11 protein-coding genes and 1 pseudogene are annotated in these 21,818 nt (G+C 70.5%); 7 read left to right on the top strand and 5 right to left on the bottom strand.

Annotation, left to right across the window (positions count from 1 at the left end; translation table 11 throughout):
- Nucleotides 1-208: 208 nt before the first annotated feature.
- Together BG452_RS38430 and BG452_RS47905 are read left to right on the top strand one after the other, a co-directional pair.
- Nucleotides 209-3,112 (top strand): sacsin N-terminal ATP-binding-like domain-containing protein, encoded by a 2,904-nt coding sequence (locus BG452_RS38430; RefSeq protein WP_188308974.1) that lies wholly within the window; start codon nucleotides 209-211, stop codon nucleotides 3,110-3,112.
- Complete coding sequence (locus tag BG452_RS47905; RefSeq protein ID WP_188308973.1) at nucleotides 3,057-5,651, top strand: protein NO VEIN domain-containing protein; 2,595 nt, start codon at nucleotides 3,057-3,059, stop codon at nucleotides 5,649-5,651. Before BG452_RS38430 ends, BG452_RS47905 begins: the two co-directional genes overlap by 56 nt.
- A gap of 289 nt (nucleotides 5,652-5,940) precedes the next feature.
- Here BG452_RS47905 and BG452_RS48290 read toward each other — a convergent pair whose 3' ends face one another.
- A complete protein-coding gene (locus BG452_RS48290; protein ID WP_188308972.1) occupies nucleotides 5,941-6,888 on the bottom strand; it encodes a helix-turn-helix domain-containing protein in 948 nt (315 codons plus the stop codon).
- A gap of 1,212 nt (nucleotides 6,889-8,100) precedes the next feature.
- Between BG452_RS48290 and BG452_RS38415 the strand changes: the two genes are divergently transcribed.
- Complete coding sequence (locus BG452_RS38415) at nucleotides 8,101-11,688, top strand: tetratricopeptide repeat protein (protein ID WP_188308971.1); 3,588 nt, start codon at nucleotides 8,101-8,103, stop codon at nucleotides 11,686-11,688.
- Between the two features lie 80 nt (nucleotides 11,689-11,768).
- Here the strand turns inward: BG452_RS38415 and BG452_RS38410 are convergent, their stop codons facing one another.
- The 3 genes from BG452_RS38410 to BG452_RS38400 form a co-directional block, all read right to left on the bottom strand.
- Nucleotides 11,769-11,951, bottom strand: coding sequence for a hypothetical protein (locus BG452_RS38410; protein WP_188308970.1), 183 nt, complete (start codon nucleotides 11,949-11,951; stop codon nucleotides 11,769-11,771).
- A complete protein-coding gene (locus BG452_RS38405; protein WP_188308969.1) occupies nucleotides 11,948-13,594 on the bottom strand; it encodes a WD40 repeat domain-containing protein in 1,647 nt (548 codons plus the stop codon). Before BG452_RS38405 ends, BG452_RS38410 begins: the two co-directional genes overlap by 4 nt.
- Nucleotides 13,595-13,682: 88 nt before the next feature.
- On the bottom strand, nucleotides 13,683-15,221 hold the full coding sequence (locus BG452_RS38400) for an NB-ARC domain-containing protein (RefSeq protein ID WP_188308968.1): 1,539 nt from the start codon (nucleotides 15,219-15,221) through the stop codon (nucleotides 13,683-13,685).
- Between the two features lie 233 nt (nucleotides 15,222-15,454).
- Here BG452_RS38400 and BG452_RS48285 point away from each other — a divergent pair, with 233 nt between their 5' ends.
- The gene (locus BG452_RS48285) at nucleotides 15,455-15,886 is read left to right on the top strand and encodes a DnaB-like helicase N-terminal domain-containing protein (protein WP_188308967.1); all 432 of its coding nucleotides are present in this window, start codon (nucleotides 15,455-15,457) and stop codon (nucleotides 15,884-15,886) included.
- 752 nt (nucleotides 15,887-16,638) lie between these two features.
- Here the strand turns inward: BG452_RS48285 and BG452_RS38390 are convergent.
- Nucleotides 16,639-16,920, bottom strand: a pseudogene (locus tag BG452_RS38390) (flavodoxin family protein); the annotation flags it as partial.
- Nucleotides 16,921-17,106: 186 nt separating this feature from the next.
- On the opposite strand from BG452_RS38390, the gene BG452_RS38385 reads away from it, so the two are divergent.
- The 3 genes from BG452_RS38385 to BG452_RS38375 form a co-directional block, all read left to right on the top strand.
- Complete coding sequence (locus BG452_RS38385; RefSeq protein WP_188308966.1) at nucleotides 17,107-17,592, top strand: hypothetical protein; 486 nt, start codon at nucleotides 17,107-17,109, stop codon at nucleotides 17,590-17,592.
- 15 nt (nucleotides 17,593-17,607) lie between these two features.
- Entirely contained in the window at nucleotides 17,608-19,950 is a 2,343-nt protein-coding gene (locus tag BG452_RS38380) for an SAM-dependent methyltransferase (protein WP_188308965.1), read from the top strand.
- Nucleotides 19,951-20,264: 314 nt separating this feature from the next.
- Nucleotides 20,265-21,818: sialidase family protein (locus tag BG452_RS38375; protein ID WP_188308964.1), on the top strand; the 1,554-nt coding region annotated here is incomplete at its 3' end.

Below are 21,818 nucleotides of genomic sequence, written 5' to 3'. Positions count from 1 at the left end.
CCGCACTGTCTGCCCTGGCAGCGATGGTGCCGCAACGTGCACGCAGGCGCCGCGGGGCAGGCTCGGCACGTGACGCCTGGCTGTCTGGGCGCACTACTACCGTGGTCTGACAGAGTCGGCGGACACAGGCCTACATTCAGCCATCCGAATTCTCACAGCGCACAGCCTTGCGACTCCTAGGTGCGCGCTCAGGTCCCAGTCTGGTGCATTGACCTGCTGCTCCGTACGGCGTGCGTTTGGCCAGAAATGGCATCGGCTGGCCGGGAGACCGCTCAGGGTGGTGAACGCTTCCCGGCGGCGAGGCGCCGTTGCCGCCCCGTCTGACGTCGAGAGCGAGGATCACGTGCACCACCCCATGAACGCAGCAGGGATCGATGACACCGTAATAGCTCGTACCCTGAGGCGGATCGAGCTGTTCGAGCAGGCAGGAGACGACTGGCGGTTCGCCGAGAGCCTCAAGTCGATCACCGAGGACACCGCCCAGGAGTACGAGGGCCGCGCCGTCCTCGAGCTCGTCCAGAACGGACATGACGTCCTCGACGCCCAGGCGCCCGGCCGGATCCTCGTCCGGCTCGACCTCCGCAGCGCACCGGGGGTCCTCTACGTCGCCAACGAGGGTGCCGGGTTCACCGAGCACAACTTCCACGCGATCACGGAGTTCGCGCTCTCCGACAAGCGCGCCGGTGGAGGCATCGGCAACAAGGGGATCGGCTTTCGCAGCGTGCTGCAGCTGACCGACTGGCCCGAGATCTACTCGAAGAACGACCCCTCCTCGTCGACGTTCGACGGCTACCGCTTCCGGTTCGCGACTCCGGCAGACGTGCGGGACCTGCTCGACGGCGAGCGGGCCGACCGGGTGATCGAGAAGGTCTCCCCGCTGGCCCTGCCGGTACCTGCCGACGTCACCGATCCGGTCCTCAAGGAGCTCGCCTCCAAGGGCTTCTCGACGGTGGTGAGGCTCCCGCTCCGAAACCCGGACGCCACGGAGGCGGCCAGGAACCAGGTTCAGGGGATCACCGCCGGAGAGGCGCCGCTGCTGCTGTTCCTGGATCGCATCACCGAACTCTCCTTGGAGGTCCACAGCGACGAGGAACCGTTGACGCGCCGGTGCCTCACCCGCTCCGTACAACCGTCGGAGCTGGTCAGCGGTCAAGCGGAGGACTGGGCCGTCGAGGTCGATCTGGCCGAGGCCGGCCGCTACCTGCTGGCGCGGCGCACGGTCCCACCCGAGGCGTTCCGCGAGGCGATCGAACGGAGCGTCCAGGCCCGTCAGATCGACGGACGTTGGAGCACCTGGCAGGACGACGCGTGGGTGGCTGTCGCGCTCCGGCTGGACGAAGACCTGCAGCACGGCCGGATGTACACGTACCTGCCGATGGCCGAGACGAGCAGGTCCCCGTTCTGCGGCCACGTGCACGCGCCGTTCTTCACCAAGCTGGCGCGGCTCGACATCAGTCAGACCATCACTCTGAACGACTTCCTGCTCGACCAGGTGGCCGACCTGGCGGCGGCGCTCTCCGAGCGGCTGCGCGCCGAAGCGCCGCACGACCGCGCCCGAGACCTGGTGCCCGACCTGGTGTGCTGGAAGCCGAAGGACCGCATCGACCGGGCCTTCGCGGGGCGCCTCGCCGACCAGCCGATCGTGCCGCTGGTGAGCGCCGCCTGGAACACCCTCCGGAACTCCTTCGCCTGGCCCGAGCAGGAGCCGGCATGGCGGGTCATCACCGCCGAGCGGCTCAGCCAGGTCGGTGGCCCCATGCTCGATCCGCGCGTCACCGGGGCCCGCCGTAATCGGCTCAAGGACCTCCATGTCGCGCTCATCGGCACGCTCATGCGTCCGGCCTCGTCATCCGTGGCCGGCTGGGTAGAGGCCATCGCCGGGGCACTCGTCGACACGGGAACCGAACCGTCCGCCAGGACGTGGACCGACTTCTACGACGACCTGGCCCGGGCGTTCGCGCAGACCTCTCACACCCTGCGCGGGAAGAAGATCATTCTTGACCAGAACGGCGATCTTCAGCCCGCGCTCGGGGCGCCCCAGCAGAACGGCGGCCACGAACGCACCGTCTTCCTCTCGCCACGGACCGACGGCAAGGACAGGGGCGCCCGCATCCCCTCGGACCTGAAGGCACTGCGACGTCGCATGGCCTTCACCCATCCCGAAATCGCCTGGAGCAGGCCGGGCCGTCTCTTTCTCGAACAGCATCAGCTCGTCCACACCTTCGACATCGATCAGGTGCTGACCGCCCTGAGCGAACTCCTGACCTCGACCCAGTCCGACGCCCTGAAGCGCGACGCACTCGTCTTCACCCACCGTCAGTTCCCTGTCCTCAGCGAGACGCAGCGCGCTCGACTGCGCACGGTCGGGCTCTCCGTCCCGCGCGTCGACGGCACCTGGGCACGAGCCACCGGATGCCTCTTCTCGCCCGAGTGGCGCACCGAGGGCGCCACGCTGTTCGCACGCTTCCTGGCGTCCGGCGGAGCCGAGGTGCCCGGGCTGGCGGACCAACGGGCGCTGTGGATCGCCGAACCGGCGGCCTGGCCCGAGGACGTCCGCTCACCCGACGGCTACGGCGAGTTCCTCCGAGCCATCGGTGTCCAGGACGGCCTGCTGCTCAAGCGGGTCGCCCGCCGCATCGACGCGCGCAACGGCCGGGAGCTCCAACCGCTCAGGCTCGCGGCCCAGTTTAGGCTGGGGGACACGCTGAGCACCGCCTGGGCCGCGGACGTCCGCTTCGCCGGGTGGTGGGGGGGGTGCGCACCCGGGGACCCCGTACCAGTTCAAGACGCTGCCGGTTCACCTTCCCGGGGCCGCCGAGGTCACGGAACTGAAGCCCGCCGCCCGGCAGGAGTTCGCCGCTCTGCTCCTGCTCGGTCTTCGCTCCTGGAGCGAGAACGACTTCTCAGCCACCGTGTACCGGCCAAACCACACAAAGCAGGACGTTCACGTCTGGCCCACTCCCCTCGCCTCCGCCCTGCGCCATCTGCCGTGGCTGCCGGTGCAGGACCCGAACGGCGAGGGTCTCCGCTTCGTGACGCCGGGTCAGGCGTGGTTCGTGGACGACCGGGACCTTCCCGCGTTCATTCCCTCGATCCCCCAGAGCGTCCGTAGGCTCCTGGCCGACCGCACGGTGGTGACCCGCCTGCGTCGAGCGGGACTTCGGATCTGGGACGATGCGGACTTCGCCGCAGCGGCCGTCAAGGACCTCGGCACGGCACTGGCCGTGGGCCACGTGCCCGACCACCTCAGTGTCGCCTTCAAGAAGCAATACGGGCGCAGCCTCGCGCTCGCGGCCAAGCACCGGGCGTGGCCGTGGGCCGCCGGGGAGCCCGTCCAGCTGGCGGTGGCAGCCGGACCGGTCCTCACCGCGCTCACCGTCTCCACCACCTCGACCGACTCCACCGCGTCGACCGCCGAGATCCACGTCTCCGACGAAACGGCCCCGCTGAAGGAGTCACTGATCGAGCTGGTGGAGCAGCCGCTCCTGGTCACAGCCCCGGGCGCGGGCGCGGAGATCGCCGAGTTGCTGGAGGCCAACGGCGTGCCGGTGGCCCGGTTGTCCTCCACCCACGTCGAACTGCAGCGACCGGACGGGGAACTCGTCACGCCCCAGGACGCCACCGAGTTCCTGGTCAATGGCAGGGAGTGGTTGGTCACCATGGTCGGGTTGGCCCTGGAGCTGAAGTCCGGTGCCTTCCTCCGGCACAGCGAGCAGCGCGTCCGCGCCCTGCTCGACCGCTTCCGAACCATCCGCCTCGTCCGCGAGGAGGAGGTCGAGGTACTGGTCGCCGGCGTGAAGGTGAAACCTCCGAGGACCACCCGGAGTCTTCCGCTGAGCGACGACGAGCATCCGACCGTCGTCGTCTGGGACTCCCGCAGTGCCTGGGAGGAGATCAAGTCCTGTGCGTCGGCGATCTCCCAGCTGCTGCAGCAGCCCTCGCTCCACGACTCCCTCGAACTGGCCCTGGTCAAACTCGAGCAGTACGTCGGCAACGAGCCCGTGTCGGATCTCGACGATCCGGCACTCGCCTTCGCCTTCAGCACAACCGAGGCAAGGATCGCCGAGTTGCGGCGGAGCCTGTCCGGCGAGGTGCTGGTCGCGATCCACCGCCTGAAGCCCGTCCTGGTCTGCCTGGCCGGCGCGGAACGGTCCCAGGAGGTCGAGGAGGCACTCGGCCGGGCGACCTCCGAGAAGGCACTCGTCACCGCACTCGGCCGCTACCAGGACATCCTCCCCCTGCCCGCCACGGAGCTGCTCGGGCTCGCCCGCGGCCGCACGGAGCCGGCCGACCTGCGTGACGGCCTCCAGCTCGACTTCCAACTGTTCAACGCGGCGCTCGTCACCCTCGGTCCTCCGTACGCTCCGCTGTATCACCCGGAGGTCCACGCCGAGGTGTTCGAGGCGTTCGTCGAACAGAACGCCGTCGCCATCAGGGACAGGTTGCGTGAGCAGTACGCGCCCTTCGCCGCCCGTGGTGAGGACGTACCGGGCTACGTGGCGGCCCTGCGCCTCGACGACCTCGTTCCCGACCCCGCGTGGCTGCCCCGGTTCGCCGCTCCGCCCGAGGACGAGATGCGGGCCAGGGTCGCCGACTGGCTCCGTTCACACGGCGCCGACGACGATCTAGCCCGCCCTTGCGACCTCCCTCCGGTGGAGGAGATCCGCTCCGAGAACCTCGCCCGGATCGGCCGCGTGGTGGAGGAGCTAGCCCCTCTGGTGGCCGCCTGGTGCATCCGTCACGCCGTCACTCAATCGTCCGCCTGGAACAGCGCTCCCGGGCTGGAGGCGGGCCTGGGCCTGGGACGGTCCGGACTCTGCGACCTCGTCCTACTCGACCGGGAGAGGCTGCTCCACGTGGTCGGGAGCAGCCTCGGACTTCCGGATGGCATGCCGCTCTCCACTGACCTGTCGACGCTCGGGCTCAGTACGTCGGATCTTTCCACGGGCACGGCGCAGCGCACTCGCTCGCCCGGCGGTGGGTCGGTGACACGACCAACCATCACCATGGGTCACACCGAACTACAGGTCGGCATCGACCAGTACGCCGCGATCGCCGAACTGGCCGGTCGATCGGTCGACGAGACGTTCCTGTCACAGTCCGGCAAGGTGACGCTCAGTCCGATGACTCAGCGGGAAGGGCGGCGATCACCGGGAACGGTCGGTATTCGGACCGTGGTGGCCCGGATGGCTGGCGCCAGCGAGGAGGAACGAGCCGCTATCGGGCTGGTGGGGGAGGTGGTGGCACGCGCCTGGATGGAACGGAGGTACCCGGAGGTGTACTGGAGGTCCGGCTATGCGGCCATCTTGCACGGCGACCCGGACGCGTCCGACGGTCACGGCTACGACTTCGAGGTCCGCCGAGGAAGAGCGACGGTCTTCTACGAGGTGAAGTCACTCACCCAGCCGATGTCGGAGCTGACCGAGTTCGAGTTGGGGGTTTCCGAGATCAAAGCCGCCAACCGGCATGCCACCGGGAACCGCTACCGCATTCTGCTGGTCACGTCCGTCGTGGATCCGTCGGACCGACGGATCCACGACCTGCCGAATCCCTTCTCAGCGAAGGCTCGTGACCGATTCAGGATCGTCGGGCAGGGGCTGCGCTATCGCTGCTCTCCTATGGCCAACATCAGGTCAATAGCGGAGAAGTAGGAGAGGCGCACGGGAGAGACACCGACAAGGGCCTCAGATGCCAGAGTGTTCCCCCCAACCCAGATCGGCGGAACACTCTGGCACCCTACCTGACCTGCGCTGAGACCACAGGACTTGGCGAAGCACGGGTGTGTGTCGGGGGCCGCCTTGCTGCTGAGGCCCGGACCGGCCCAGGGGCCACCTCCAGTTTCACTGGGCCGAGCATAGAAAGTCGGCAGGGCGGACTTCCTACGCACAGCAGTTCAGTCGCAGAGTGTGAATACAGCGGATCGTTGTCGATCAGGAAGTCTCACGTGTCCTCACCTCCATCCGCCTCAGAACCGAGGCGAATGCGTCCACCCTGCTCCGGGCGAGCGCGGTGGAGCAGAGCCGGCGTGAGCTGCAGATCATGGCCGCAGGACAAGCACCACACGTGTCCCTTCCACTGCGCAGCTATGTCGGAGCACGTGGAAATGAGATCGCCGCAGCCCATGCAAGGTACCCCCGGTCGAGTCCGGACAGCGGCCCGCTGGTGCTCACGGGCCACAGCGACCGTCGACGTCCAGATCCCTTCTCCCCCTGTCGGCCTGAATCGCATGTCTCTTGTGTCTTCGAGCCAGAGGTCTGCCTCCTTAGGGGGCCGAGGACGCTCAGGCCATGGGCGAGCGGAGACGGAACGCGAGCGCCGCGACGGGCGACGGTCCCGATCCGCGCGGTCCCAGGCCTTCTCCCAAGCCACAAGCGTGGCTCCGCGCACTCCGCACACTTGGACGAACGTGAGCAGGAACTCACGGCTGGGAAGGGATCGCCGGTTGAGGACACGACTAACGGTTGCACACGGCAGACGGCCGTGTCCGCCTGCGCGTTCACTCAGCTCCCGGTAGGGCCGACAGCCATCCCGGCTGTAGAGGTCACGCAACGCCGCGTGCAGGTCCGCGAAGTTGGCGACGGTGTTGATGTGCACGGCCGCACGCCCCTCAGAAGCGCTGACAGTGTGCCCCTCATGCCTCGCCCACTTCCATAGGCGTTCAGCCTCCGCTGCGTCCGCTCCGCATGCCTCCGCAAACTCCCGCACCACCATGAGCTTGGGAATGCTGGCTCCGGAGGCCGCACGGATGAGGGTGTCATCGCTGAAAGCAGTGCGCTCAGCGAGGCGCGCATAGCTTAGTCCGGCAGTCTCGCGCTGGGCACGCAGCCACGACGCGAGAGCCTGAAGCGACCTGCCGCACTCGGTGATCTGCTTCTCCCGACGGCCCACCGCTAGGCCAACCTGCTGCTCCGGGCAGCAGGCTTCAGCACCCTCAGCCGAAACCGCCTCACCAGCCAGGAGCCAAGTGCGCAGGACTCTGCGAGTAGAGGCAAACCGGCGTGGGACTCTTTGAGCGTCAAAGCCAGGACGCAGCTCGTCACCAACACTACGACGATGACGACCACCTCGCTGACGCGCAGCCGTCCGCTCATATCCATGCACGCAGCCGTACTCGATCGCTGGTCCATCAATCGTCCTTCCAGGTTTATGGGCTCCAACTACCTTGCAGAGGACCTCGGTTGCCGGCGGGGCCCAGCTGCACGAATCGATGTTGGCACCGGGGCGTGGGAAGTCTCAAATCCGATCTCGGCTACCGTTCGCCTTTGCCGCATCCGTGATCCAGAAGCCGCTTCGGCCCGGGAGAAGCGTGGACTCAGTCGTTTTCGCTGGTCACGCTGTTGCCTTCATCGGATTCCCGCAGCCCTGCCCCATTAGCAGTTGACCCAGTGACGGATCGTCCGTCACTGTGTCCCATGAACACCCCAGGCGCTGTGGGCTCCACTCAGACATCGGGGAAGCGAGAACGGTCACGTTGCCGCGAGGACCACTCGGCACGTGCCGCATACGGAGACACCCGTATGCGGCACCGCGATTGGCAGCCGCTTGATTCCCAGTCGCTGATCAACATCTGTCGCCCCAAACGCGCACCCCCGAACCTCGCGTGTGACCTCGTACGACGCGATCCGCAATCGGTGCGGGCCCGTGATACGTCGAGAACAGCCGTGCGTGTGTAACCCCACAAGCCCCGAACGCTCAGGCGAGCAACAGAGCATTGATAGCGATCATCCAGGCGAGCGCCCGCCACCAGCGGCTGCGGATCATACAAGGGCCGCAGCTGCGACCAGCCCCGCCCTCGCGGCGTCCTGGCGATGTGGACCAGGCCAAAGTAAGCCTCCGCGTAGGCCAACCGCCACCATAGGCCGCCGCGCTCGAACGAGGGCGCGATGCCGAGCGGCGCGCAGGTAAGGGCCAGGGCCGAGGAGTCCGGCAACAGTCCAGTGTCCGACCTGGACGCGAAGTGGCGGCCGCGGGCGTTCGGGCGACAGCCGGTCGCGGCAAGCTCGCCACGAGAGCAGCTGGACCCGGCCCGCCGACCGTTGGAAGCCCTGACGGGCCGACCCGGCCGTGCGGCATGATAAACCGGGAGATGTGAGGGGGCGCGTGGACAGCGTACGCAATGAGATCGTCGGCGCGACGATCCACGGCAACGTCCTGCAGGGCGGCACCGTCCAGCTCGCCGCTGGGAAGCCGCCCCGGTCGGGCTACGTCCACCAGGTCCGCCGACTCCGCGCCGTGCAACTGGTGGGCCGGGAGCAGGAACTGGCGGAGATCTCAGCGTTCTGCACTGCACCCAACGGCCCGGACTACCTGTGCTGGCAGGCACCCGCCTGGGCGGGCAAGACGGCGCTGCTGGCCGAGTTCGTACTGGAACCACCCACCGGAGTACGGGTGGTAGCGTTCTTCGTTACTGCACGACTGGCCGGGCAGAATGATCGTGCGGCCTTTTGTGAGGTCGTCGAGCGGCAGTTGTACGAGATTCTCGGTGAGCAGGCCCCTGCGGTCAGCGAGCACACCCGCGACGAGCAGCTGCTTGACGCGCTGGAGCGCGCCGCCCTCCGGTGTAGCGACCACCGCGAACGCCTGGTACTGGTGGTGGACGGGCTGGACGAGGACCGGGGCGTCACGGCCGGGCCCGACAGCTACAGCATCGCGGCGCTGCTGCCCTCCCGTCCCGTCGGAGGCATGCGGGTGGTCGTGGCTGGCCGCCCGGCCCCGCCGATGCCCGATGACGTGCCGCCAGGCCACCCTCTGCGCCGACGGGACAACATCCGGCCCCTGGCACCCTCCCCGAGCGCCAGCACCGTGCGCGGCGACATGGAGCGCGAGCTCCTGCGGCTGGTCGCGAGCAGCGGCGTCGAACGGGACCTGCTTGGCCTGGTCGCGGGCTCCGGCGGCGGACTGAGTGCGGACGACCTCGGCCAACTCACGGGCTGCAGCACCTGGATAGTCCGCCGGCACCTGGCCTCCGTCACCGGACGAACATTCCGAACAAGCCAGGCGCACTGGAGTGCTGAGGGACCGGAGGTGTACCTCCTAGGCCACGAGGACCTGCACCGGCACGCGCTGCAAGTCCTGGGACCGGACCTGTCCGGCTACCGCGACCGGTTGCACGCCTGGGCCGAGGACCGCGAGCGGGCGCTCTGGCCGCAGGACACCTCCGAGTACCTACTGCGGGGCTATCCGCGGCTGCTGGAGGAGACCGGCGACACCAGCCGCCTCCTGCGGCTGGCACTGGACCGAAACCGCCAGGAGCGGCTGCTGCTGACTTCGGGCGACGACTTGGAGACGATCCGCGAAGTCGTCCGGGCCAAGGAGCTGATAGTCAGCGCCGACCCGGTCGACGTGGAAGCGATGCTGCGCCTGTCGGTGGAACTGGAGGCCCTGGAGACCCGCAACGAGGCTCTTCCGGAAGAGCTGCTGGAACTGTGGGCCCGGTTGGGGCAGCTGGGCCGGGCGGTGAACCTCGCCCGCTCGATCCCCGGCAGGTTCGAGCAGATCGTGGCGCTCGGCACCGTCCTGCGGCGCACGGCCCAGGACAGCGCCGACCGTGTTCGGCTCGTGGAGTCCGTGACCGAGCTGGTGCTGTCCATGGCGTGCGCCATCACCAACCCAGGCGAGCGGGGGTCAGCCATGGCGAGCGCCTGCGGAGCGCTGGCCGCGGCGGGTGACCACGCACGCGCCCACGAACTGGCCGCCGCACTTCCCGAGGAGTGGCAGCGAGAGTGGGCCCGGGCTGAAATCGCCGACGCACTGGCCAGAACGGGCCACTGGCAACAGGCCGTCGAGCTGGCGACAGATCTCGCCACTGCGGCGGAGCGGGTGCCGACGCTCGTCGGGATCGCCCTTGTCGCCGCGGACACCGGGCAGGGCGACCTGGCCCAGGACCTCGCCGAGCGGATCGTCGACCAGCTTCCACTGCTCCTGGACGCCAGGCTGCCACCGGAGGCACTCGCCGCGATCGCCCCCGACCTCGCCCGCCTCGGCCGGCTGCAGCCAGCCCTGTCGCTGATCCACCACCGCCAGGAAGTCCCGGACGACCAGGTCCCGCCGCACCAGGACGAGCTGTCCGACACCGTCCGGGTGCTCGCCTGCGGCGGCGACTTCGAGCAAGCCCTCGCGCTCGCCGAAGAACGCCTCGACGGCGGCCACCGGACCCAGGCCCTCGCGGACATCGCCGTCGCCCTGGCCCTGGCCGGAAAAACCAGGCAGGCCCGCCGGCTGGCCGAGCGGGTGAGCGACCCCCAGCAGCAGGCGTCAGCCATGGCCGACATCGCCTACGCGATGGCTCGAGCCGACCGCGTCGACAAGGCCCTCGAACTAGCCGACACTCTCTTCGGCGCTCCGGAGGAACAGGTGCGGGCTCTGACACGCATCGCCCACGTCCTCGTCGACACCGGCCAAACTGACCTGGCCAGCTCACTCGCCCAACGCAGCACTGACCTGGCCCGCAGCACCTGCGATCACCAAGAACACGCCCGTAACCTCGCCACCGTCGCTGGGGCGCTCGCGGCCTCGGGCAGCCACACCCAGGCGCGCGAATTAGCTCACCGGGCCGCCTCCCTACTGCCGGGCCCCGGTGCCGGGCAAAAGCGCTCGGTCCGCAGCGTCCACGTCCTGGAGGGCCTAGCCGTCACCCTCGTGCAGGCCGGCGACCGAGATGGCGCGATCGCCCTCGCCCGCCGCGCCTGCGCCATCCTCACGACCGTGTCCGACCCAGACGAGAGGGAAGGACCGATCATGCGCCTGGCACCGTTCCTCTCGGAAGAGGGCCTCGACGACGAAGCACTCGATCTCGCCAGTACGCTCACCGACTTGGGCACGCTGATCATCACCCTCGCTGGAGTGACCACCGTGATCGCCGACCAGGGACGCACCCAGACGGCCCGCGCCCTCGCCGACGACCTCGTCGATTGGCTGGCGGAACTGGATGACGACGATGCCCGGCTGACCGCCGAGGTGGCGCTGTGCCTCCACCGCTGCGGCAGGGCCGAGCAGGCCGCGGAGCTCACCCGACAGTTGAGCCAACCGTTCAAGCGGGCGAGGTGCCTGGCCGAACTCGCCGGACTGCTCCACTCCGTCGGTGACACCGAACAAGCGCACCGCTACGCGCACCAGTGCCTCGCCCTCCTCGGTCCTCACCCCGACCTGGAGCGACACGAACAGCTCGCGACGGACCTCGTGTCCGTCCTCTCCACCAGCGACCTCGACGCCGCGACCAATCTCGCGAAGGGCCTGCGCGGTCCCATCGCAAGAGTCAGGGTCCTGACTGCCGTCGCCTCCGCACTCCCTCCCGCGCAGCACGGAGCCGAGATCCGCAACCTCCTCCGGCAAGCACTGGCGATCGCCCGCGATACTGACAATCGAACCGGCGAGAACGCTGCGCCCCTGGCTCGGATCGCCCGGCTGCAGGCCCGCGCGGGAGACCTCCAGGGAGCACAAGAGACAGCCCGTCAGCTCCAGGGAATCCACCGCGCCTCGGCCCTGGCCGGCATCGCCCGGACACTCGGCCCTAGCTCGCAGGGCCGCCAACTGTGCGCAGAAGCTATCCACCTCGTCGGCTGGCGAACCACGGTCGCCTCCCTGGACACCGTCGCCCCCGGCGCCCTGGCCACTCTCACCCAGGCTCTCTACTCCACAATGCCCACGCCAGAGCACGACCCTGACGCGGCAACGGGCACACAGGCATGACCTCACGTGACCCCGCGCGAGATCGGTGTGCCGAGCCGCCAGGACGGTGCCGAGCCCGAGCCCTTGGCGCAGGTCGATGATCAGGGGCGGCGCAACCGGAGTTGGACCAAGCCGTGGCTCGTCCCCGCGACGACAGTACCCGGTGGGCCAGCGGTCAGGGCCCGGACAGGCGAGTCGAGGTCGATGTCGTAGAGGGGGAACCAGGGGGCGGTGGGGTCCAGGGAGTCGAGCGGCCAGATCCGCAGGATCGTGTCGGCGGTCACGGCAACGGGGTGCCGTCCGGCAGCGTGATGCAGACCACGCGGTGCACCCAACCGGTAGCGACTGCCGTGGTGGCGACGGGGCGGCAGGTCACTAGGTCCCAAGCCGCCACCGTCGCACGGGTGGTGTCCTCGCTGCACGCGATCGCGACGATGCGTCCGTCAGGCAGACGGGTGCTGACGAGGGCGCTGACCGCGGCCGGGCTCGGTTGTTCCACGGCGCGGACGTTCATGCTCGTGCCGAGGCGCCGCCCGGTGCGCAGGTCCCGGATGCGGATGGTGCCGTCCATGCTGCCGCTGACCACGACCGTCCGGCCGTCGGGCAGCGTGGCGGTCGTAATCGCGGTTATCTCCTGGAGGCGTCGGAAGCGTCCGCAGTTCTCCCACTTGGTGCGTTCCCGGGTGCGGGTGCGCCACAGTCGTTCGCCAGTCGGCAGCCAAGCCGCCTCGACCGCGTTATTCTCCCCGCCGACGACAGCCACCGCTGCACCATCGAGCTCGGTGATGCAGGCCACCGTCCCTGTCGTAGGGAGCTCGCGCGGCGCGCCGACCTCCTGTCCGCCGGCAAGGCTCCAGAGCCGCAGGGTGCTCTCCATACCATCCCCCCGGCTCCCGGCGGCGATGGCGAGGTCGCTGTACTGGGCCAACACCCTGAAGCTTCCGGCCAGTTCGGCGACCGCCTCACCCGCGTCCCAGACCCGCAGCACTCCGTCGGTGTGACCGCTCACCGTGCGGCCCGCGACCTGGATCACGCTGGTGACGGCCGGTACCCTCGTTGCCTGCCGCGTCCGGCCGTCGAGGGCGTGCAACTCCCAGGACCGTGCGGTGTTCTCGTTACCGCCGGTCACCAGGACGGCGCGCCCGTCGGGCAGCTCGGCCCAGGCGAGCGACCGGACGGAGCTGTCGTGGACGGCCAGCGGCACACCGAGGCGTTCTCCCGTGCACGCGTCCCACAGACAGACCGTGCCCCTGTTCCCGCCACTGATCACCACGTCAGTGCCAGCCACGCGGGCGCAGAGCAGAGCAGAGAGGAAGGGACCCTGGCCGGTGGAAAACGGGCTCCACATTGCCTCTCCGGTCGAGGCGTCCCAGCGCTGAAGGGTGCCGGAGTCCCCGGCGGTGAACAGACCGCTCGGGCCCCAGACAACGAGCATGGTCCTGATGGGGTCGCCAGGAATCGTGTGTTCGCTCGGTTCTCCGCTCTCCAGATCCCACAGCCGGACAGGGGCCTCGGCGTTGGCGACGGCTACCGCAAGGTGTCCATTCGCCAGGGTGCCGGCCGCGATGGTCCGGAAGTGGGTCTCGCCGTCGGCCGGAAGCTCGATCCGTCGACCGACCGTCCGACCGGTCTGCGCGTCCCAGGCGTGAACGGCGCCATCCCAGCACAGCACCGCCACGACGGTGCAGCCATCATGATCGGTGCAGACGATCTCCTGAATGCGGCCGACTGTCTCCTGCCCCTCGAATTCCAGGTCCTCCCCAGACACCAGATCCCTGACTTGAAGCCCCTCGCCCCGGTCGGGTATCCGGTCCTGTACGACGACGAGGTTGCGGCCGTTCGTCGTCGCGATGCACCTTATGATACGCGGGCAATGCCCCGGCAGGAGCCAAGGAGGCCTGACGCTCTCGTTGCTCATCAGGTCCACGACGCGCACGTCACCGTGGAGATCGACACTGACGGCCCAGCTTCGCCCGTCCGGCAGGCACGCGATCGCGACGTGGACGACGGCACTGTCATGTCGGGCGAGGATGGTGTGTTCCGGTCCCGGGCTCCAGCGTGCCCACGAACTGAAACCAGGACGCCCGCTCTCCCAGCGCGACAGCCGAGGCAGCGAGCGCCGTGGCGCCGGACCGCTGGGCGGCGAGCGCGAGGTAGGCGGGTCGGTCTGCGACGGGCGCATCGCGCAGGTGGTGCGCAACGCGGCGATAGACGCCCGCGGCGGCTCGCGCCTCGTCACTGCGGGCAGCATCCAGGCAAGCCAATAACCCCGGCTGGGCCGCCACCAGCAGGAAGCCCGCGTCAAGCAGAAGAGGGTCGAGCAGCCCGGACTCGGCGGCGTGCCCGGCCAGGTGCCTGCGCGTGTACGGGAGCGCCGCGGCCCAGTCGGCTGCTGCGCGCCGCCCGCGGGCTGCCTGCGCGCACAGCGCCTGCACCAGCGCGGCATTGACCTCGACGAGGCGGCGCGGGCCCAGCGAATGCCGTAGGTAGGCCCGCAGCACGTCGTGCACCAGGACGGCGGTGCCCGTGATGGTGATCAGTGACAGGTCGGCGAGCTTCCTGATCAGGCGTCTGCTGCCAGCGGAGTCGAGGTCGCTCGTCGCCCACAGGAGACCGAGGACCTCGGCGGGGACGGCGACATCCTCGGGGAGGCATCCCAATTGCCGGACGAGGTCCCGACCCGGACCGTCCAGCCGTCGCAGGCTCGCCTCGACGCTCGCCGCGACGGCCCGGTCCCTGCGGTCGGCGCTCTCCAGGTCGAGGCTGTCGGGTCCGTCCTGGGCGAGTTGGTCACCGATCAGCTTTGCGGCCTCGTCCGCCGTCCGCCCGTCTCCGATCTCCTGCTGAATGGCACTGTTGGCCAGGGACAGAAGCAGCGGCCACCCGCCGGTGAGGCGCGTCAGCCGTTGGATGCGGGTCAACTCTGGCACCCCGCTGGACAGGAGTGAGCTGCTCTCCCCGGGGCTCATCCGGCCGACCTTGACGATCTCGCAAGTTGCATCGAGCGTTCCGCGCATCCGGCTGGTCACCAAGCGCGCCAGGTTCGCGCCGACAGGAAAGGGGGCGAGCCGGCTCGCCGACCAGAGGTCGTCGATGACGAGCAGGGTGGGCTCGCGCTCGCGCAGCAGTTCTCCGAGTGCAAAGCCAGCGGCTTCTGGGTCGGCCAGGGCCGGCCGCCGACCGCCCACCAACTCGCTGAGGTCGTTGATCTTGTCGGCAAGCACCGGATCAGGGACGTTCTCGCCCAGCGTCACCCACAGGACGCCGCCGGGAAAATCCGCCCGTACGCGGGAACAGGCCTTCGCGGCGAGTGTCGTCTTACCGAAGCCGCCAGAGCCAATCACGCCGACATCCGCCCCGCCCGGCAGCAGCAGGCCGGTCAGCCGGTCGGAGAGCTCGGCGCGTTCGACAAATCTGCGAGTCGGCGCCGGCGCCATCCACACGCTACGACGCACGTCACCCCCGACGCCGAGATAGACGGTGCCGGCCTGGATGACGGGCCCGTGGACGGTGGTCCCGCTCATGTCGTTGCGGGTCGAAGTCCCGTCATTCATAGGACCAGTATCGCGGAGCAGCAAGAACATGTTCGCCAGTGGCCGGAGTCATCGTTGATGGAGTGGCGGTGTGCACTGACGTCTGGTCAGAAGCTAGTCACCGGCACCGGGTCGATCTTCGCGACCGACCCGGCTCACCGGTCAGCTGGCTCGTTTCGCCAACACGATGGCCGCCGCCGACCGCGACGTTGCCCGGATCCGCGACAAACGGACCGCCACCCACAAGGACGGCAATGATAGGCGCGCTGTTCAAGGGCAAGCAGGCCGTACTCGGTGCGGTCCGGCTTGACCCCGTCCAACTCGACACGCTGTCCCGGTTGGAGCCCGCCGACTTCTACCGGCCGGCCCACCAGGCCCTCTTCGCCGCGATGCGGGCACTCAGCGCCTGGGAACGGCCGACCCGCGGGGCCGACGGCAGCGTGCCGCTGTCCTGGGCGACCGACACCGTCTCCGAGGCCGACCGCCACGCGCGCGGGCCGAGCACCTCGTATGCGACACACCCTGATCGCCACGTGCCCGCACCCGCAGAACGCCCGGGTCTACGGCCCGATGGTGCTCGAATGGTCCATCCACCGGACCGTGACGGAACACGCCCTCCGGCTGGAGCACGCCGCCCGGACCGACGCCGAACAGAACCAGGTCGACGGCGTCCTCCACCACGCTGATGTCCTGGCGAGCGTACTCGGCGACCTCACGCACCGCTGGGGCACCGAGCCGGCCCATCCCGCCACCGACGCCCCCGGGGGTCGCGAGGCCGTCTGCACCGCAGGTCGGGCCCGAGCAGACCGAGGACGAGCGATTCCTGCTGGCCGTACTCGTCAGCCAGCCCGCAGCGACGGCAGAGGTTTACGACTGGCTGTGGCCAGGCGACGGCCACGGCAACGTCTACCGCTGCCTTCACCCACCAGGGCGAGCCGGTCGACCTCAGCCCGGACGCCCGGGATCGCCGAACTCTACGATGTCCGACACGGATGCGGCGTCGAGCTCGTTGAGTTGTCGTCGGCGGGAGCTTGGATTCGAAGACCTCCGCCTGGCCAGCCCAGCCGAGCCGACGCTGCGGCGGGATCTACACCGCCATCGGTGTCCACGGCCTGCTTTCCGGCACTTCTGCAGCCTTCGCGGAACGCGACTCCAGCGACTCACCCTCCGTACGACCTCGGGTGCGGGGTGGGATGCAGGTGCCGCGATGTGCTGAAGGCGCTGGATCGCTTGGCAGGTACGTGCTGCGGCAAGCGGCTACGAGCCGTCCGGGTCGACGAGCAGGATCAGCCCTGGTCAGCCCGGTTGGTGCGGCCGGATACCCGGGGTACTGTCCAGCCCACTCAGAAAGCGCGGCACCGTCGCCCGTCGCCGATGCGCGGGGCGGCCATCGAAGACCTGAACTGCACCCGCACTCATGACATGTATCGCCGAATCAGATCGGCCCGGCCAGGGTGAGGATGTCTGCGGCCATCACCTGGGAGTAGATCACCGGCCACTCGTCGGTCTCCCAGCCGTGCTCGGTCATGTCCGGCCAGACGCCCGTCGCGATGTCGAGGTCCACCGCCCGCAGGACATCGACGGTGACGCCCTGGCGTTCCAGGATGCCGGTGCTGACGTCGATCAGGCCCTGGGTGTGGCTGCGTTCCGGGGAGCGCTTGAGGGTGCAGTTGATCACCAGGGCGCGCAGGTCGGCGTACGAGGTCGTCGGGTCCGGCACGGGGGTCTCCTTCGGGCGGCGGGGAGGCCGGGCGGGTGGCAGGCTCCGGGCACAGCTCACCAGGCCGGTTCGCGGAGCGCGCGCGGTGCTGGGCCGGTCGCCTGACGGGCGGCTCTCCGCCCCTGTTCGGTCGAACGCCCGTTCAGTAGCATGAACCCGCCTCCTACCGTGGCCCCGAGGGGACGAGTGACCGCCGTGATCACCCTGACCGCAGGCAGCCTGTCCGTCGACGTCGTGGACCTGGATGTCATGGACCTGGATGTCGTGGACATCGACGTGGACGTCGACCTCGTCCTGGCCGGCGACGCCGACCCGGACCGCGCGGCGTGGGGCACCCTCGCCTCCGGGGCGCCGGTGCTGATGGTCCCGCCGCAGAGCACCCAGGCCGTCTTCGAGTTCGACGCGCCGATCCCACTGGAACCCACGCCGCAGGTCATCCAGATGGAGCCGACGCCGCCGCAGGTCACCCAGATCCGCGTCGACCTCGACGACCCGGTCCTGGCGGAGCCCTCGTCGCAGCTCGTCCAGACCTACGTCCAGCTCGACCCCCCGGTCCTGGTCGACCCGCTGCCGCCGCAGGTCACCCAGGGGATCGTGGACGTCGTCGAGGCGGTCGACACCACGGACGCGGTCGACGCCACGAGCGCCGTCGACGCCACGGACGCGGTCTGAGGCCCGCGCCGCCGCATGGACTCCGACCGCCCCTCCGCACACCGCTACACCCGCCCCTTCGACCGCTTCCCCTCCCGTCGCGAACACGAGCTCCGCTGGGCCGAGTTGACCCGGGCGATCGCCGCGGCCGGCCCGCCCACGGGTGAACCGGCCGGTCGGCGGGGCGAGTTGACCGTCCTCGGCTCCGGCATCGAGGCGGCCGGCTTCACCTGGGCCGACGAACGCCTGCTCCGCGAGGCCGACCACGTCTTCCACTGCGTGGCGGACCCGGCCACGGTGGTCCGGATCAACGCCTGGCGTCCCGACGCCTACGACCTCGGCGTGTTCTACGACGACGCCAAGGACCGCTACCTGACGTACGTCCAGATGTCCGAGGCCGTCCTGCACTTCGTCCGCGCGGGGCGGCGGGTCGCGGCGGTCTTCTACGGCCACCCCGGCATCTTCGTGCTCTCCAGCCACCGCGCCGTCCGGATCGCCCGCCGCGAGGGCCACCGCGCCGTGATGCGGCCCGGTATCAGCGCCCTGGACGTGCTCTGCGCCGATCTCGGGGTCGACCCGAGCACCCCCGGCATGCAGACCTTCGAGGCCTCCGACCTGCTGATCCGCGACCGGCGGATCGACCCGGGCCTGCACCTGGTGCTCTGGCAGGTCGGCATCGTCGGCGAACTCGACTACCAGCGCGCCGGGTTCACCAACCGCCACCTGCCCGTCCTGCTGGACCGGCTGGAGGAGGTCTACGGGCCGGACCACACTGTGGTCAACTACGTCGGCGCCCGCTACCGCGGCCTCGACCCCGTCACCGCCGAGCACACCGTCGCCGCCCTGCGCGACCCCGCCGTCCAGCGCACCGTCACCAGCGCCTCCACCTGGTACCTGGCGCCCACCGAGGCCGCTCCGGCCGACCCGCAGGTGCTCCGCCGCCTCGGCCTGCTCCAGCCCGGCCAGACCGTGCGCCCGCCCGACGGCCCGCTGCGCATCATCGACGAGTACGGCCCGCGCGAACTCGCCGCCCTGGACGGCTTCGCCGGCTTCCGCGTCCCGGCCGGCTTCCACTGGCAGGAGGACACGCCCGGCGCCCGCTTCGTCCTCGCCCTCGGCGAGGACAGCGCCCTGCGCGAACGCTACGTCCGGGAGCCGGCCGCCGCCGTGGCGGACTGGGCGCCGCCGGAGCTCGGCGCGGCCGAACGCGCCCTGCTGGCCCGGCGCGAGGACCTCGCCCTCCAGGCCGCCGCCCGGGGCGTGCGACAGCGGCCCGCACCGGAGGCGGCCCGGCGGCTGCGCACCCTGCTCACCCGCAAGTCCGAGGCGCGCAGGCTGCTGCGGGACGGCTCCGCGGGCTGGCCGTCGATCCGCCAGGACCTCGACTCCGTCCTCGCCGGGGCGCTCTACCCGTGGACGGGCCTGTACGGCACGCCGGACGGCGACCTGTCCGTCTACGTCCTCGGCCGCGCGGGCGACCCTCCCCGGCACCGGGTCCACGTCGACGGCCGCCGGATCGCCGACCCGCGCTACGAGCGCGGCGTACTGCGCTGGCACGAGCCGGACGGCGGCCGCGGCGAGCTGCGGACCGAGTTCGGCCGCGACGGGCGGCGCCGACTGGTCGGTACCGTCGGCGCTCTCGGTGCCGGCGGGCGCGCAGTGTGCCTGACGGAGTACCCGCTGCCGGAGACCCCGCCGCTCGCCGACCTGGTCGGCGGGTACCGATCCGAAAGCGGCGAGGGCGGCGAGGGCGGCGTCCGCGTGGACGTGGCCCCCGGCGCCCCCGGCACGGACCCGCGCCTGCGGGTCAGTATCGACGGCGAGCCCGTCACGGCGGCGGTGCTGATCGGGCCGACGGGTTTCGACGTGGACGGCGTCACCGTCCCCTTCGCCCGGGCGGTACCGGACGTCCCGCCGTGCCTGTACGGGGACTACCGGCTGCGACTGCCCTCGCGCCCGGCCGGCGGCGCGGAACTACGGGTGTCGGCGGAGGGTGTCGCCCTCGGCGCACAGCCCGTGCCCAAGGCCGAGGCGAGCGGCCGACGCCTCGGCTGGCAGGACGGCCCGGACGCCGTACCGACCGCCGACCTCACCCTGCTGCTCGACCCGCTCACCCTGCACCCGATGCTCCACGGCACCGGCCGCACGGCGGACGGCGAACCGTTCCCGCTGGTCGGCATGGTCCCGGTCGACGCCGAGGCGGCCCAACGGCTCGCCGAGCGGCCCCGGTTCGGCATCCCGGCGGGCCCGTGGGCCCAGCTGACCGCGCTCGCCGCCGAGGCGAGCCGGGACGGCGGGCTGTTCTGGTGGCACGGCTGGGAGCAGTCGGCCACCGCCCTGCGGACCGTCGAGCGCGCCCTGTGGGAGGGCGGCCGGTAGGCCTCGCGCTGACGGACGGTCCGGAGCGGCGGTCCGGGGACGGGAGGTCCGGGGACGGGAGGTCCGGGGACGGGAGGTCCGGGGACGGGAGGTCCGGGGCGGCGGTCCGGGGCGGCGGTCCGGGGCGGCGGTCCGGGGCGGCCATCGGCCAATGGTGCGGACAGGGTAAGGAGCGCGCGCGGGTCGTTGGCGCGCTCCCCGCGGCTGGGTAGAGTCGCCCGCCCGACCGGACGTCAACTCCCCTCCGGTACCGGAACAGCACAGCACCACCCGGGACACCAGGCACCTCCCCGCCGACGACCATGGGGGTCACCATGCACTTCCGCACCAGAGCGTCGCTCGCCACCGCGACCGCGGCCCTCGTCCTCGCCGCCCTCACCGGCGGCGCCCCGGCCGGCGCGAGTACGGCCGGAGCGCCGCTCGCCCTGCTCTCGCCCGGCGATCCGTACGCCGCCTGCGACCTCGCCGCCGACGGGCCCGGCACCAACTCCCCGGCCGCCGAGGACGAACCGTACGCCGCCGCCAACCCGCTCGACCCGGCGAACACGATCACCATCTACCAGCAGGACCGCTGGTCCAACGGCGGTGCCCGGGGCCTGAGTTCGAGCTACACCACGGACGGTGCGCACTTCACCCAGACCGCCCTGCCGTTCACCCACTGCGCGCCGGGCGGGCTGGCCTACCAGCGCGCCTCCGACGGCTGGGTGAGCTTCGGCCCGGACGGCGCCGCCTACGCCAGCGCCCTGGTCTTCGACGCCACCACGGCGCGCAGCGCGGTGGCCGCCGCCACCTCGACCGACGGCGGGCGCAGCTGGCAGCACGTCACCGAGCTGATCGCCGACGACGACCCGGCAATCACGGACGACAAGAACGCCGTCACCGCCGACCCGGTGCACCCGGGCGTCGCCTACCAGGTCTGGGACCGGGTGGACCAGGCCGCCGGCCCGACACCCGTCTTCGACGGACCCGGCTACCTGTCGATCACCCGTGACCACGGCCGCACCTGGTCCCCGGCCAAGCCCTTCGTGATCACCGGCACGACGCCGAACACCCAGACCATCGGCAACCAGATCGTGGTCGATCCGCGGACCGACACGCTGTACGACTTCTTCGACTGGATCACCTTCACCGACGCGACCGCCAGCACGGTCAGCGACGTGCACTACGGCATGGTCAGCTCCACCGACCAGGGCCGCACCTGGAGCCAACCGGTCCGGGTCGCCGCCGACACCTCCGTCCCCGAAGTCGACCCGAACGCGCCCGCCGACGCCACCAAGTCCCTCCGGGCCGGCGCCGGCCTGCCGAGCGTGGCCATCGACCCGAGGACCGGCGAGCTCTACCTCGCCTACGAGGGGTCGGAGTTCACCGGCGGCCGGTACGACGCGATCCAGCTGGTGCACTCCACGGACGGCGGCCGGACCTGGAGCGGTCCCGCCCGGCTCAACCAGGCCCCGGGCTCCCCGGCGTTCACCCCGTCCATCACCGTGACCGCCGACGGCACCGTCGCCGTCAGCTACTACGACCTGCGCTACCTCACCCCGGGCAACACCACCACCCTGCCCACCGCCGCCTGGCTGCTCAGCTTCCCGCGCGGCGGCGAGGACAGCCCTGTCGAGCGGAAGATCACGCCGGTCTTCGACTGGCTCCAGGCGCCCGACGCCGGGGGCCACTTCCTCGGCGACTACCAGGCGCTGATCAACGACGGCCGTATGGTCCGCCCGGTGCTGGTGACCGCCAACAGCGCCACCCCGCTGAACTCCACCGACGTGTACAGCGGCCGCTTCCAGCCCGGCACCCTGCGCAGCCCGGCCGCGGGCGCGCCGAGCACCCCGGCGGCGCACGCCGCGGCACCCGCCACCACCGCGCGC

The organism is Streptomyces sp. CBMA123 (assembly GCF_014596465.1).
GTDB lineage: Bacteria > Actinomycetota > Actinomycetes > Streptomycetales > Streptomycetaceae > Kitasatospora.
Note: the sequence above shows the minus strand (reverse complement) of the source record. Positions and strands in the feature narration are given on the sequence as shown.

Coding starts and splice junctions, on each gene's coding strand:
- BG452_RS38400 (WP_188308968.1), bottom strand. CDS start 15,221: ATGAATGACGGGACTTCGACCCGCAACGACATGAGCGGGACCACCGTC.
- BG452_RS48285 (WP_188308967.1), top strand. CDS start 15,455: ATGATAGGCGCGCTGTTCAAGGGCAAGCAGGCCGTACTCGGTGCGGTC.
- BG452_RS38380 (WP_188308965.1), top strand. CDS start 17,608: ATGGACTCCGACCGCCCCTCCGCACACCGCTACACCCGCCCCTTCGAC.